Below are 14745 nucleotides of genomic sequence, written 5' to 3' on the forward strand. Positions count from 1 at the left end.
CGTGGTCACCCGTCTCTCGAACTTCTTCCTCCGCACGCTCCGTGAAGACCCCGCCGACGCCGAGGTCACGAGCCACCGCCTGCTCGTGCGCGCCGGGTACATCCGCCGCCAGGCGCCGGGCATCTTCGCGTGGCTGCCACTGGGTCTGCGGGTGAAGGCGCGCCTTGAGAAGGTCATCCGCGAGGAGATGGATGCCGCGGGCGCCCAGGAGGTGCACTTCCCGGCGCTGATGCCCCGCGACCCGTACGAGGCGACCGGCCGCTGGGACGAGTACGGCGACGGCATCTTCCGCCTCAAGGACCGCAAGGATGCCGACTACCTCCTCGCACCGACCCACGAAGAGGCGTTCACGCTCCTCGTGAAGGACCTGTACTCGTCGTACAAGGACCTTCCGCTGACGATCTACCAGATCCAGGACAAGTACCGCGACGAGGCGCGCCCCCGCGCCGGTCTCCTGCGTGGCCGCGAGTTCACCATGAAGGATGCGTACTCGTTCGACCACACGGACGGCGGACTGGATGCCTCGTACATGGCGCAGCGCGACGCATACGAGCGCATCTTCCAGCGCCTCGGGCTCGAGTATGTGATCGTGCAGGCGGATGCGGGCGCCATGGGCGGCTCGCGCAGCGAGGAGTTCCTGCACCCGACGGCGGTCGGAGAGGACACGTTCGTGCGCTCGCCCGGCGGCTACGCGGCAAACGTCGAGGCGTTCGAGACGGTCGCCCCGGATCCCATCCCGTTCGACGGCCTTCCCGTTCCGGTCATCTTCGACTCGCCGAACACTCCGACGATCGAGACGCTCGTCGCGCACTGCAATGCCGTGCTGGACGGCGAGTACACCGCGGCCGACACCCTCAAGAACGTCGTGCTCGCCCTCACGCACCTCGACGGCACCCGCGAGATCGTCGTCGTCGGCATCCCCGGCGATCGCGACATCGACGACAAGCGCGTCGAGGTGGCGTTCGCCCCGGCCGAGGTGGAGCCGGCGACCGAGGCCGACTTCGAGAACAACCCGCTGCTCGTCAAGGGCTACATCGGACCGTGGTCGCAGACCGGCGCGATCCTCGGCGAGGAGTCCGCGACCGGCATCCGCTACTTCCTCGACCCGCGCGTCGTCGACGGCACGAGCTGGATCACCGGTGCCAACATCGACCAGAAGCACGTGCACTCGCTCGTGGCCGGCCGCGACTTCACGGCGGACGGGTTCGTCGAGGTGGCGACCGTTCGCGAAGGCGACCCGGCTCCCGACGGCTCGGGCCCGGTGACGCTCGCCCGCGGCATGGAGATCGGCCACGTCTTCCAGCTCGGCCGCAAGTACGCCGACGCGCTCGGGCTCAGGGTGCTCGATGAGAACGGCAAGCTCGTCACGGTCACGATGGGCTCGTACGGCATCGGCGTGACGCGCATCCTCGCGATCATCGCGGAGCTGAACAACGACGAGAAGGGCCTTGTCTGGCCGGACGCCGTGGCGCCGTTCGACGTGCACGTCATCGCGACGGGCAAGGATACGGTGGCCTACGAGCTCGCCGAGTCCCTGTCGGCGCAGCTGGAGCGCAGCGGCCTCGAGGTGCTGTACGACGACCGCCCGAAGGTCTCGCCCGGCGTGAAGTTCGCCGACGCCGAGCTCATCGGCGTGCCGCGCATCGTCATCGTGGGCCGCGGCGCGGCCGACGGCCAGGTCGAGCTGTGGAACCGCCGCAGCGGCGAGCGCGACGTCGTCTCGGTCCACGACGCGCTCCACGCCCTGCGCCCCTGACGCGCGCCGTTCCCGTTCGTTCAGCCCGCCCCGGGCGAATGGTGCAAGGGTGGGGTGATGAGCGACACCGACCCGCTGCGCGCCGGCATCGACGAACTGTTGGATGCAGAGGGCATCACCGCGAATCGCAGCCTGGTGCGCCGCATCCTGGCGACCGGACTCGAGCTCGGGCGCGACGGCACGGAGCGGCTCGACCTGAAGATCACGGCCGCTGCCGTGGAGGAGATGCGCAACGCCTTCCGGCTGTTCGCTCCTTACGACGGCGCGTCGATGGTCACGGTGTTCGGCTCCGCCCGCACGAAGGATCACGACCCGCTGTACGCGCAGGCCGAGCAGGTGGCGGCATCCCTGGCGCGCCTCGGGTGGATGGTCGTCACCGGAGCCGGGCCCGGCATCATGCAGGCGGCCGCGGAAGGAGCAGGTCCGGAGCTGTCGATCGGCGTCTCGATCCGGCTGCCGTTCGAGGAGAAGCCCACCGCGATCGTCGCCGCCGACCCCAACCACGTGACGATGAAGTACTTCTTCACCCGCAAGCTCATGCTCATGAAGGAGTCGCGCGGCTTCGTGAGCCTGCCCGGCGGGTTCGGCACGCTCGACGAGACCTTCGAGCTGCTCACGCTGCAGCAGACCGGCAAGGCGGAGCCGGTGCCGATCGTGCTGCTGGATCGTCCGGGCGGCACGTACTGGGACGGACTGCGCCGCTTCGTCGACGCGGAGCTGGTCCCTGCCGGGCTGATTGCGCGTGACGACCTCGACCGCGTTCTCATCACAGATTCCGTCGAGGCGGCCGCGGCGGAGATCACGGGCTTCTGGCGAAACTACGACTCTCTGCGGTGGGTCGGGACGACCCTCGTGCTGCGGCTGAAGGCCGAGCCGACGGATGCCGAGATCCGCATGCTCGACGAACGGTTCCACGGCCTCCTGGCCTCGGGCTCGATCCGCCGCACGGCCCCGCTGCCGCCCGAGGTCCAGGACGACGATCGGCTCGAGCTGCCGCGCATCGCCCTGACCCTGGACCAGCATCGCGTGGGCGACCTGTTCCGGCTCATCGGCGCGATCAACGCCTTGGAGTCGTCGGTGCACGCGACGTCGGTGGGACTCGCCCCCACGTGAGCCCCGAGCGGGTCACCCGCCCAGGCGCTGCAGCAAGGCGGTGCCGATGGGGGAGCCGAGGCCCGTGCAGGCATCCCACCCTGCCTTCGCCGCGTAGGCGCCGTTGTTGCCGGAGGTGATGTCGCGGAAGCCGGCCGCGGTCGCGGAGGAGGTGGCACCCGCATAGAGCTTCGGCTGCGCGAGCCCCAGCGGAGTGCCGGTGGCCTGGACGAGCCGAGCGACCAGCGCGGCCCACAGCGGAGCCACCGCGCTCGTGCCGCCGATCACGACGTCCGCTCCGTCGACGCGCACCCTGTAGCCCGTCTGCGGATCGGCGTCGCCGGCCACATCCGGCACCCCCCGGCCGGCCGACCCGGTGGGATTGGCCGGCACCCCGACGGCCTTCTGCCAGGACGGCAGGGGGAAGGCATCGCTGACACCACCGCCTGTGGCGCCCTTGCCTGCGCCGTCGTTCCACACGGTCTCGGACGCGATCGTGCTGCCGGATCCGTGCAGCGTGGTGCCGCCGCACCCCAGCGCGTGGGGGCTGGATGCGGGGAAGTCGACGTGCGGGGAGCCGTCGTTGACGTTGTCGTTGCTGCCGTCATCGCCGGCGGCGGCGGTGACCGTCACGCCGAGGGCCGCGGCATCCACGAACGCGCCGTCCATCGCGGTTCGCGCCTGAGCGGTCCAGGCGTCTTCGCTCTGTCCCCAGCTGATGCTGATGGCGTCGGGGGTCGGGGTCGCATGCGCCGCGGCGGCGACCGCATCGAGGAACCCGGCATCCGTGTTCGGGGCGAAGTAGACGACGATGTGCGCCGCGGGGGCGAGCGCCCCGACGATCTCGATGTCGAGCAGCACCTCCCCGTCGGCGCCATTCGGATCCTGCCCCGGCTGGTTGGTCGCGCCGTCGATGCCGACCGCGGTCACGGTGGGGGTGGGGTGGATGCCGAGTCCCGAGAAGTAGGCGTCGAGATCTGGCTGGGCGAATCCACCGCCCAGCTCGATGATCGCCACGGTACGCCCGGAGCCGTCGGTGCCGGGCGGGAAACGGTACATCGCCCCGACCTGCACGGGCGTGTAGCTGACGGCGGCCGCCGCCTCGGGTAAGACCCGGAAGTGGGTCTGCGCCTGCGGGCGGTCGTCGAGCCCGAGCACCGCCGTGACCCGCTCGTGCAGGCCCTCCGGGACGAGCAGCGGCCCAGTGCGCTGGCGGAAGCTGTTCCCGCTGTCGTCCGCGACGCTGAGGTCGGTGCCGAAGAGCCGCTGCAGGACGCTCGCCGCGCCTCGGACCCGCACGAGGCGCTCGCCGAGATCCACGCTGACGACGCTCGCGCCCGCATCCTGCACGGCGGCTGCCACCGCATCGGCGTCAGCGGGATCCGCACCGTACTTCTCCACGAACTCGGCTCGGGGGAGGGGGCGCTCGAGCACCGACTCCGGAACCTCCGCCTTGCGCCTCAGCACGAGTGTCGCCTCGATCTCGGCATCCGGATGGACCGGACCCGAGACGGTCGCGCCGGAGACCGGCTCGCGCTCGCTGCCGGGGAGGATGTGCCTGCTGTCGTGGTCGTCGCGGGTCGTGCGTCCACTGTCGTCACGGATGTCGCCTGGGGTCATGCTTCCGGGGTACACCCTGGCGCCGACACGCGACAGGGGGTGGACACGTGCCGCCGCAGGCCCCGTTCGTGGGGCGGCCCACCGCCCCGAGGCGTCTCTCAGCATCGCGACCGGACGGCATCCGGTAATCTCGTAAGGATGCCGCGCGCCACCGCGCCGGCGAGAGCTGAATAGGGAGGCCCTGATGGACATCGATCTCGCACTTCTCCGGACGATCGAGCGGGAGAAGGACATCCCCTTCGACGAACTCGTGCGCATCATCGAGCAGGCCATCCTGACGGCGTACGCGAAGAACACGTCGGCCGACGGCGAGCTTCCTGAGGGCGCCCGCGCACAGCTCGACCGCAAGAGCGGTCACGTCGCAGTCTTCCTGCCCCTCACCGACGACGAGGGCGCGATCATCGGCGAGGAGGAGCAGACGCCCGACGACTTCGGTCGCATCGCGGCCTTCGCGGCCAAGCAGGTCATCAGCCAGCGTCTGCGCGACATCGCCGACGACGCCGTGCTCGGCGAGTTCCGCGGCAAGGAGGGCGACATCGTCGCCGGTGTCGTCCAGCAGGGGCCGAACCCCCGCATGGTGCACGTCGACCTCGGCACGGTCGAGGCCATCCTGCCTCCCGAGGAGCAGGTGCCCGGTGAGGATTACGCACACGGGTCCCGCATGCGCGTCTACGTGACCTCGGTCGCCAAGGGCACCAAGGGCCCGGCGATCACGGTGTCGCGCACCCACCCGGGCCTCGTCCGCAAGCTGTTCGCCCTCGAGGTGCCGGAGATCGCCAACGGCCTGGTCGAGATCGTCTCCCTCGCACGCGAGGCCGGACACCGCACGAAGATCGCCGTGAAGGCGAACGACCCGTCGATCAACGCCAAGGGTGCGTGCATCGGCGAGCTCGGCCGCCGCGTCCGCGCGGTCACCGAGGAGCTCAGCGGCGAGAAGATCGACATCGTCGACTACGACCCCGAGCTCGCGAAGTTCGTCGCGAACGCTCTGTCGCCCGCGAAGGTCACGTCGGCGTTCGTACTGGATGCGTCGATCAAGGCGGTGCGCGCGCTCGTCCCCGACTACCAGCTGTCGCTCGCCATCGGCAAGGAGGGGCAGAATGCCCGCCTCGCCGCGAAGCTCACCGGCGCCAAGATCGACATCCAGCCCGACAGCGTCCTCGAGGACAGCTGACCTCCAGCCGCTGGAATAGGTGAAGGGGGTCCGGGGCACCCCGGCCCGGTGATAAGATGATTCCTGTACGGACGTGCGTCGGCTGTCGCACGCGTGCTCCCCGATCCTCACTCCTGCGCGTTGTGCAGGTCGACGGCGTGCTCGTCCCCGATGAGCGCGCTGTTCTCCCGGGACGGGGCGCATGGGTGCACGAGTCGGTGCCGTGCATGGATGCCGCACTCCGGCGCCGCGCATTCGTACGAGCCTTGCGTGTGTCGGGTCCCCTCGACACGCAGACCATCGAGAAACGGCTGAATGGCTATGGACACAAAGTGAACGGCTCGAAATGAGACCCGTCCGCGACTAATGGTCTGCCCTGTCTGGGGTGGACCCCAGACAGGAGAACTGTGGCAAACGCAAAACCGCGCGTGCACGAGATCGCTTCCGAATACGGCGTCGACAGCAAGGTCGCGCTCGCGAAGCTGAAGGAGCTCGGCGAATTCGTCAAGGGCCCTTCTTCGACGATCGAGCCCCCTGTGGCTCGCAAGCTCCGTGCCGCTCTTGAGACCGAGAACGCGGCCAAGCCGGCCGCGACTCCGGCGACGACGCCCGCCAGGGCGGGCGCTCCCAAGCCGGGTCCGGCAGCCCCGAAGGCGCCCGCGCCCGCCGCGCCGGCCCCGAAGACTCCGGCGCCCGCAGCGCCGCGCTCCGCGGCACCCGCCGCTCCGGCTCCCGCCGCAGAGGCGGCGCCCGCCGCTGCCGCTCCGGCCGCTGCCGCTCCCGCTTCGGCCGCCCAGGCGCCTGCGGACGGTCGCCCCGGCCCGAAGCCCAGTCCCGCCGCCGCCACCCCGCAGGCCCCGCGCCCGGGTGGCACGCCGCGTCCGGGCAACAACCCCTTCGCCTCGTCGCAGGGCATGGGTCAGCGCCCCGCCGGCCCGCGTCCGGGCAACAACCCGTTCGCCTCGGCACAGGGCATGGGCCAGCGCCCGTCGCCCGGCAACATCCCGCGCCCGCAGGCTCCGCGCCCCGGCGCCCCCCGTCCCGGCGCACCGCGTCCGGGCGGCGCAGGTCGTCCCGGCGGTGGCGGTCGTCCCGGCGCTCCGTTCCAGCAGCGTCCCGGCGGCCCCGGCCGTCCCGGCGGTGCCGGCGGCGGCTTCCAGCGTCCCGGTGCAGGTGCAGGCGCAGGTGCGCCCGGCGGATTCGCCAGCCGGCCCGGTGGTGCGGGTGGCCGCGGTCGCGGCCCCGGCGGTGGCACCGCGGGTGCCTTCGGCAAGGGCGGCGGCAAGTCGAAGCAGCGCAAGTCGCGTCGTGCGAAGCGGCAGGAATTCGAGATGCGGTCGGCGCCGGTCGTCGGCGGCGTCAACGTCCAGAAGGGCAACGGCGAGATCATCCGGATGCGCCGCGGCGCATCCATCGCGGACTTCGCCGACAAGCTCGAGGCGCTGCGCGGCTACACCGTCCAGCCCGGCACGCTGGTGACGATCCTCTTCAACCTCGGCGAGATGGCGACGGCGACGGAGTCGCTCGATGAGGCCACCTTCGAGGTCCTCGGCGCCGAGCTCGGCTACAAGATCCAGATGGTCTCGCCCGAGGACGAGGACAAAGAGCTCCTCGAGGGCTTCGGTCTGGACCTCGAGGCCGAGCTGGAGGCGGAGAACGAGGAGGACCTCGAGATCCGTCCGCCGGTGGTCACCGTCATGGGTCACGTCGACCACGGTAAGACGCGTCTTCTCGACGCCATCCGTCAGACGAACGTGGTCGCGGGCGAGGCCGGCGGCATCACCCAGCACATCGGTGCCTACCAGGTGTGGACCGAGCACGACGGCATCGAGCGGGCCATCACCTTCATCGACACCCCGGGTCACGAGGCGTTCACCGCCATGCGTGCCCGTGGCGCGCAGGTCACCGACATCGCGATCCTCGTGGTCGCGGCCGATGACGGCATCATGCCGCAGACGGTCGAGGCCCTGAACCACGCCCAGGCCGCCCAGGTGCCCATCGTGGTCGCGGTGAACAAGGTCGACAAGCCCGAGGCCAATCCGGCCAAGGTCCGCCAGCAGCTCACGGAGTACGGTCTGGTGGCCGAGGAGTACGGCGGCGACGTGATGTTCGTCGACGTCTCGGCCCGCCAGGGGACCGGCATCCAGGAGCTCCTCGACGCGGTCCTGCTGACCGCGGACGCAGGCCTGGACCTCACCGCCAACCCGAACAAGGACGCCCGTGGCGTCGCGATCGAGGCCAAGCTCGACAAGGGCCGCGGTTCGGTCGCCACCGTGCTGATCCAGTCCGGAACGCTGCGCGTCGGCGACGCGATCGTCGCGGGCACGGCCTACGGCCGCGTGCGCGCCATGATCGACGAGAACGGCGACGCAGTGGAGGAGGCGTTCCCGTCTCGTCCGGTGCAGGTGCAGGGTCTCAACTCGGTCCCGCGCGCCGGCGACACGTTCATCGTCACCGACGAGGACCGCACGGCCCGCCAGATCGCCGAGAAGCGCGAGGCCGCCGAGCGCAACGCCCAGCTGGCCAAGGCCCGCAAGCGCATCTCGCTCGAGGACTTCACCCGCGCTCTCGAAGAGGGCAAGGTCGAATCGCTCAACCTCATCATCAAGGGCGACGTGTCCGGTGCCGTGGAGGCGCTGGAGGAGTCGCTCCTCAAGATCGAGGTGGACGACTCGGTGCAGCTGCGCATCATCCACCGCGGTGTCGGTGCGATCACCGAGTCGGATGTGAACCTGGCGACGATCGACAACGCGATCGTGCTCGGCTTCAACGTGCGTCCCGACACGAAGGCGCGCGAGCGCGCCTCCCGTGAGGGCGTCGACATCCGGTTCTACTCGGTCATCTACAACGCCATCGACGACGTCGAGCAGTCGCTCAAGGGTCTGCTCAAGCCGGAGTTCGAAGAGGTTCAGTCGGGTGTCGCCGAGATCCGCGAGGTGTTCCGCTCCTCGAAGTTCGGCAACATCGCCGGTGTCATCGTCCGCTCGGGCACGATCACGCGCAACGCCAAGGCGCGCGTCATCCGCGACGGCGTGGTCATCGCCGACGGCCTGGCCATCGAGTCGCTGCGCCGCTTCAAGGACGACGTCACCGAGGTGCGCACCGACTTCGAAGCCGGTATCGGCCTGGGCAGGTACAACGACATCCAGGTGGGCGACGAGATCGAGACCACCGAGATGGTGGAGAAGCCTCGCGGCTGATCTGGTTTCGTGCGAGGGACGTCCTGTGGGCGTCCCTCGCACGTGAGAAGGAGTTTGACATGCCCAGCGAACGGCAGGCCCGCATGGCCGACCGCATCCGCGTGCTCATCGCGGAGCGCCTCGAGAAGGGGCTGCGCGACCCGCGCCTCGGCTTCGTGACCATCACCGACGTCCGTGTGACCGGCGACCTGCAGCACGCCTCGGTGTTCTACACCGTCTTGGGCTCGGAGGAGGAGCGCATCGCCTCGGGCGAGGCGCTGAAGTCCGCGACCGGGATGCTGCGCAGCGAGGTCGGCCGCCAGCTCGGCGTGCGCCTGACCCCGACCCTCGAGTTCATCCCCGACGCGCTGCCCGACAACGCCGGACACATCGAGGACCTGCTGCGCGAGGCGCGCGAGCGCGACGCGCACGTCGCGGGGATCGCCGCATCCGCCGCCTTCGCGGGCGACGCCGACCCCTACGTCAAGCCGCGCGAGTACGACGAGGAGTAGACGTATCACGGCCCCGGTGGGCGTGCTCTGACATCCGGAGCACGTTTCACAGGAGGTTCTGATGCTGTCTGTCCTCGTCACGGCGACCGTCGCCGACGGCCACACCGCGCCCATGCTGGCGGTCGCGGCGCATCTGGTGCGGTCCGGTCATCGGGTGCGCTTCCTCTCGGGGGACCGATTCGCGGATGCCGTGCGCGGTACCGGGGCGGAGTACCTGCCCTGGCCGGGCGACGCCTTCGTCGATCATCTCGAGAACGCCGACACGCGCGAGCGGGCCGGCGGAGTGCGCGGGGTCGCGAGAGGCGTCGAGGAGATCTTCATCACTCCCGGACGCGGTCAGTACCGGGCGATCCAGGCCGCGATCGCCGAGGTGCCCACCGATGTCATCGTCACGGAGTCGACGGTCGTGGGCGCAGCCGCAGTGGCGCTCGATCCGCGGTCGCGCATCCCGGTCGTCGCGTGCGGCGTGCTGCCGCTCGGGCTCTCCAGCGTCGACGCGGCGCCGTTCGGCCTCGGCATCCTTCCGCGCTCCGGCGCTCTCGGGCACCTGCGCAACCGCGCGCTGAACGCGCTCGTGCGGCATGTCGTGCTGCGCCGGCCGCAGAAGCTCGCCGAGCAGCTGGTGCGGGAGCTCACAGGCGGCTCGCTCGACGTCTACTTCAACGACTGGGGCGTGCACGCCGATGCCTTCGCCCAGCTCACGGTGCCCGGATTCGAATACCCCCGCAGCGACCTTGCCCAGAACGTCCGGTTCGTCGGACCCGTGTTCGGCACCTCGTCCCGCCGGGCCGACCTCCCCTCGTGGTGGGGCGATCTCGACGGACGCACCGTCGTCCACGTCGCTCAGGGCACGGTCGCGAACACCGACCTCCAGGAGCTGATCGCTCCGACCATGCGCGCGCTGGCCGATCGCGACGTCATCGTCGTCGCAGCGACCGGCGGCGCACCGGTGGAGTCGCTGGGCGAGCTGCCGTCCAACGCCCGCGCGGCCGAGTTCATCCCGTACGACGCCCTCATGCCGCGTGTCGACGTGTTCGTGTCGAACGGCGGCTACGGCGGCCTGCACCATGCACTTGCACACGGCGTCCCCATGGTCGTCGCCGGCGACACCGAGGACAAGATGGAGACGACCCGCCGCGTCGAGTGGTCCGGCGCCGGCATCAACCTCGGCACCGCTCGCCCTGCAGAGGCGTCGATCGCGGATGCCGTGGACCGCGTTCTGCACGACGCATCCTTCCGGGATCGCGCCTGGGAGCTCCGCGCCGAGATCGCGGCGGCTCCCGGCCTCGACGGGCTCGAGGAGCTCATCCGCGGGGTCGTGAGCACCTCCGCGGCCGTCGACGCCTGAGCGGGTCACACAGGGAGGCGCAGCATCCCGTCCTGCGCCTCGGCGAGCCCGTCGGCGATGAGCGAGTCGATCGCGCGATCGCGCTGCTGAGCGTCGGGCCAGTCGGCGATGACGTCGGCGAGGGGGAGGGGCGACGCATCCCGCAGCGCCTTCAGGACGGCGCCGCGCGCCTGCCGGTCGCTGCCCTCGTACTTCGCCTGGGTGCGCCGTGCGTCGCCGGTGTCGGGGTAGTCGGCGAGCCGCCAGGCGCAGACCTCGGCGATCGGGCAGATGGCGCACCGCGGGGTGCGGGCCGTGCAGACGACGGCGCCGAGCTCCATCGTCGCGGCGTTGACGACGGCCGCCTCGGCGTCGTCGTCGGGGAGGATCGCCGCCATGGCGGCCAGGTCTCCTTTCGAGGGCGGACCCGGCTGCGCCGCACCGCCGATCGCGCGCGCAAGGACCCGCCGCGTGTTCGTGTCCACGACGGGATGCCGGTCGCCGTAGGCGAAGACGGCGACGGCGCGTGAGGTGTAGTCGCCGATGCCGGTGAGGGCGAGCAGGGCGTCGACGTCGCGCGGCACCTCGCCGTCGTGCCGGTCGCGGATCTCCGTCGCGGCGCGGTGCAGCCACAGCGCGCGTCGCGGGTAGCCGAGGTTCGCCCACTGGCGCACCGCCTCGGCGGGCGGGTCGTCGGCGAGGTCGGCGGGGCGCGGCCAGCGTTCGAGCCACTCCTCGAGATGAGGGATGACCCGGTTCACCGGCGTCTGCTGCAGCATGAACTCGCTCACGAGCGTGCCCCACGGGCTGAAGCCCGGCCGCCGCCACGGCAGATCCCGCGCGTTCTCCCGGTACCAGGCGATCAGAGGCGTCGCGAGGTCGGGCATGCGCACCAGCCTATGGCGGCTCACACCCCCTGGTGATGTTGGTAATCCGGCGGGAATCGGTCGTCTCGCCGCCGGATGCCCGATCTTCGCCGAATCACCGAACGAGGACGGGAAGACTCCTCCAGACGGGGATGGTGCCGCGGCCCGTCCACTGATCGAGTGGATGCCGCGGCCGGCGCCGCATCGCGCAATGACAGTGGACGGATGACCACACAGAACTCACGAGGCCGCGCTCTGCGACGGGTGCGTGCACGCGCGATTCGGCGACGGGAGGCGGTTGTCGAGGCGGTTGGCAGATCCGGCGGGATCGCGCGCGCCCGTTCCCTCGCGATCGCCGGACACTCCGCCCACTATCAGTCGCTCGCCGTCGGTGCAGGTGAGCTGAAGCGCGTAGGTCACGGATGGTTGGCCGTTCCCGACATCGATCCGCTCCTCGAGAGCGCGGCGGGGACGGGTGTGGTTCTCACATGCGTGACCGAGGCCAGGCGGCTCGGCTTGTGGGTCCTGCAGAGCGACACGAAGATCCACGTCGGGACGACATCGCATGGACGTGCGCCCGTCGGGTCTGCGCGTCATCACGTGCACTGGTCTGCACCGGTCGTGCCGCGGCATCCCGATTCCCTTGTCGATCCGATCGAGAATGTGCTGGCGCTCGTTGCTTACTGCCTGCCGCACGACGAGGCACTCGCGGTCTGGGAGTCGGCGCTCAACAAGAGGCTGGTCAGTGCCGAGGCTCTCCGCCGACTGTCGCTGGGCCCTGCAGCCCGCGGATTGCGTGACGAGGCCGCGCCGTGGTCTGATTCCGGGCTCGAGTCGTTCGTGGCTCCCCGCCTGAGGTTCCTTCGCCTCCCGATCGTTCCCCAGGTCTGGATCGCCGATCACAGGGTTGATTTCCTCATCGGCGATCGGCTCGTCCTGCAGATCGACGGCGCGACCCATACAGGAGAGCAGCGAGAGCTCGACAACCGCCATGACGCACTCTTGAAGCTCATGGGCTACCACGTGATCCGGGTGGGGTACCGCCAGGTCGTCGAACGGTGGCACGAGGTGCAGGACACGGTCATGCGCGCGGTCGCGCAGGGGCTGCACCTCGAACGGGGCGTCGGTTCGCAGCGCTGAACTTCGGTGCGCCGTGCTGAAGGCCAGTGCGTTGCGCGGAACGTCGGTGATCCGGCGAATATCGGGCGTTTCGGCTGCGGGCGCCCGATATCGGCCGGATCACCAGCATCCGCGGACGGGCACGCCGAGGCGCAAACCCTAGGCTGGAGACATGCGCCTGCCCACCACGCCCGTCACGACGCTGCAGCGGGTGCTGCGCGACGAGGTGCGCCGCTGGTTCCCGGCCGGCCGTGTGATCGTGGGCGTGGACGGCATCGACGGGTCGGGCAAGACGGTGTTCGCCGACAGCCTGGCGCAGGTGTTCCGCGAGGACGACTCGGCGGTGTTTCGCGCGAGCATGGACGACTTCCACCGGCCGCGCGTAGAGCGCTATGCACTGGGGCGCCGCAGCCCCGAGGGCTTCTATCGCGACTCCTACGACGAGGCGACGCTGCGCAGGGTGCTGATCGACCCGTTCCGGGATGCGCACACCGCGGGGACGACCGGCTTCCAGCTGGCCGCGTTCGACCTGGCGCGGGACGCGCCGGTGGAGGCGAGGTGGGTGACCGCTCCGCAGGATGCGGTGCTCATCGTCGACGGGATCTTCCTGCAGCGGCCGTCCCTCGCCGAGATCTGGGACAGGGTCGTCTGGCTCGACGTGCCGTGGGAGACCGCCTACGCCCGGATGGCGGGGCGCGACGGCACGGACCCCGACCCGGATGCGCCCTCGAACGCGCGGTGGCGCGGCGGCCAGCAGCTCTACCTCGACGAGGTGCATCCGCGGGAGGCGGCATCCATCGTCATCGACAACTCCGACCTCGCACACCCGAAGCGGGTCGCCTGATGGGCGGGATCGTGCTCGTCGACAAACCCGGGGGAGTCACGTCGCATGACGTCGTCGCCCGGGCGCGGCGCGCCCTAGGCACCCGCAAGATCGGGCATGCCGGCACGCTCGATCCGATGGCGACGGGCCTTCTGATCCTCGGCGTCGACGAGGCGACGCGCCTGCTGACCTACATCGTCGGGCTCGACAAGACCTACGAGGCGACGATCCGGCTGGGGGTCGCCACGGACTCCGACGACGCGGACGGCGAGATCATCTCGACGACGGATGCCGGCCACCTGACCTCCGACGAGATCGCGGCGGCGATCGCTGCGCTGACCGGCCGCATCTCGCAGGTGCCGAGCACGGTGTCCGCCATCAAGGTGGGAGGCCGCCGCGCCTACGACCTCGCCCGTGCCGGCGAGGAGGTCGAGCTCAAGGCCCGGGAGGTGACGGTGTCGCGGTTCGACGTCCTGCGCGAGACCCGAGGAGTCGGGATCGTCGACCTCGACGTCGTGGTCGACTGCACGAGCGGCACCTACATCCGGGCACTGGCGCGCGACCTGGGCGCTGCGCTCGGGGTCGGGGGGCATCTCACGGCGCTGCGCCGCACGCGCATCGGGTCGTTCGACGTGGGGGACGCCGCATCGATCGACGGCATCGCTGAGGCGACGATGCTGACTCCGGCGGCTGTCGCAGGCTCCGTGCTCGGACGCCTCGACGTCACCGCAGACGAGGCCCGCGACCTGCGGCACGGCAAGCGGCTCACCGGCGCCGGCGCCCGCATCCCGGATCGCATCGCCGCCGCCGTCGACCCGGACGGCGTGCTCGTCGGGGTCGTCGAGAGGCGCGGAGCAGACCTCAAGAGCGCCATGAACATGCCCGAGGAGCAGACCCGATGATCCTGTGGTTCACCTACATCCTGGTGGCCATCGCGGCCCTCGGCGGACTCCTGTGCGTCGTGCTGGGTCTCGCCGGGCGGCGCCCGAGCGACCTCAGCGTCGGCATCCTGGGGGTGCTGGAACTGGGCCTCATCGCACAGGTCGTCATCTCGATCATCGCGCCGTTCGCGGGCAACCCGCCCACGGGCAGCCTCCTGGAGTTCTGGGTGTATCTGGTCACGGCCGTGCTGATCCCGCCGGCCGCCGTCATCTGGGCGCTCCTCGAGCGGAGCCGATGGAGCACCGTGATCATGGGCATCGCCGCGCTCGCGGTCGCCGTCATGGTCTGGCGCATGCAGGTCATCTGGACTGTGCAGGGCTCCTGACGCAGCGGCCGCCCGCCGCGGCGGAATTAGG

The 14745-nt window shown here is 70.6% G+C and carries 13 protein-coding genes; 11 read left to right on the top strand and 2 right to left on the bottom strand.

The genetic code is table 11. The features are described 5' to 3' along the window. The first annotated feature begins 1 nt into the window (after nt 1). Together AC0NZN_RS03675 and AC0NZN_RS03680 are read left to right on the top strand one after the other, a co-directional pair. Nucleotides 2-1756 carry a proline--tRNA ligase gene (locus tag AC0NZN_RS03675; protein ID WP_474590909.1) on the top strand — a complete coding sequence of 585 codons (1755 nt, stop codon included), beginning with the start codon at nt 2-4 and terminating at the stop codon, nt 1754-1756. Nucleotides 1757-1813: 57 nt separating this feature from the next. Continuing rightward, nucleotides 1814-2869: an LOG family protein gene (locus AC0NZN_RS03680; RefSeq protein ID WP_474590910.1), complete on the top strand. Its 1056-nt coding sequence runs from the start codon at nt 1814-1816 to the stop codon at nt 2867-2869. Between the two features lie 12 nt (nt 2870-2881). Here AC0NZN_RS03680 and AC0NZN_RS03685 read toward each other — a convergent pair whose 3' ends face one another. Next, complete coding sequence (locus AC0NZN_RS03685) at nt 2882-4468, bottom strand: S53 family peptidase (protein WP_474590911.1); 1587 nt, start codon at nt 4466-4468, stop codon at nt 2882-2884. Between the two features lie 184 nt (nt 4469-4652). Here AC0NZN_RS03685 and nusA point away from each other — a divergent pair, with 184 nt between their 5' ends. The 5 genes from nusA (at nt 4653) to AC0NZN_RS03710 (ending at nt 10660) form a co-directional block, all read left to right on the top strand. Further along, nucleotides 4653-5642: a transcription termination factor NusA gene (gene nusA, locus AC0NZN_RS03690; protein WP_474590912.1), complete on the top strand. Its 990-nt coding sequence runs from the start codon at nt 4653-4655 to the stop codon at nt 5640-5642. Nucleotides 5643-5698: 56 nt separating this feature from the next. Next, complete coding sequence (locus tag AC0NZN_RS03695) at nt 5699-5971, top strand: YlxR family protein (protein WP_474590913.1); 273 nt, start codon at nt 5699-5701, stop codon at nt 5969-5971. 78 nt (nt 5972-6049) lie between these two features. Beyond that, nucleotides 6050-8821, top strand: coding sequence for a translation initiation factor IF-2 (gene infB / locus AC0NZN_RS03700; protein WP_474591260.1), 2772 nt, complete (start codon nt 6050-6052; stop codon nt 8819-8821). A gap of 59 nt (nt 8822-8880) precedes the next feature. Next, nucleotides 8881-9312, top strand: coding sequence for a 30S ribosome-binding factor RbfA (gene rbfA / locus AC0NZN_RS03705; protein WP_474590914.1), 432 nt, complete (start codon nt 8881-8883; stop codon nt 9310-9312). A 61-nt stretch (nt 9313-9373) separates the two neighbouring features. Further along, the gene (locus tag AC0NZN_RS03710) at nt 9374-10660 is read left to right on the top strand and encodes a glycosyltransferase (RefSeq protein WP_474590915.1); all 1287 of its coding nucleotides are present in this window, start codon (nt 9374-9376) and stop codon (nt 10658-10660) included. A 5-nt stretch (nt 10661-10665) separates the two neighbouring features. Here the strand turns inward: AC0NZN_RS03710 and AC0NZN_RS03715 are convergent, their stop codons facing one another. Then, nucleotides 10666-11526, bottom strand: a complete 861-nt coding sequence (locus AC0NZN_RS03715; RefSeq protein WP_474590916.1) for an HhH-GPD family protein — start codon at nt 11524-11526, stop codon at nt 10666-10668. Between the two features lie 405 nt (nt 11527-11931). Between AC0NZN_RS03715 and AC0NZN_RS03720 the strand changes: the two genes are divergently transcribed. From AC0NZN_RS03720 to AC0NZN_RS03735, 4 genes are all read left to right on the top strand, one after another. Further along, nucleotides 11932-12645, top strand: a complete 714-nt coding sequence (locus AC0NZN_RS03720; RefSeq protein ID WP_474590917.1) for an endonuclease domain-containing protein — start codon at nt 11932-11934, stop codon at nt 12643-12645. A gap of 151 nt (nt 12646-12796) precedes the next feature. Then, a complete protein-coding gene (locus tag AC0NZN_RS03725) occupies nt 12797-13468 on the top strand; it encodes a nucleoside/nucleotide kinase family protein (protein WP_474590918.1) in 672 nt (223 codons plus the stop codon). After that, a complete protein-coding gene (gene truB / locus AC0NZN_RS03730; protein ID WP_474590919.1) occupies nt 13468-14349 on the top strand; it encodes a tRNA pseudouridine(55) synthase TruB in 882 nt (293 codons plus the stop codon). Before AC0NZN_RS03725 ends, truB begins: the two co-directional genes overlap by 1 nt. Then, complete coding sequence (locus AC0NZN_RS03735; RefSeq protein ID WP_474590920.1) at nt 14346-14714, top strand: hypothetical protein; 369 nt, start codon at nt 14346-14348, stop codon at nt 14712-14714. The genes truB and AC0NZN_RS03735 overlap by 4 nt, the downstream gene beginning before the upstream one ends. Nucleotides 14715-14745: the final 31 nt, after the last annotated feature.

The sequence above is a fragment of the Microbacterium sp. sgz311019 genome (genome assembly GCF_056135325.1).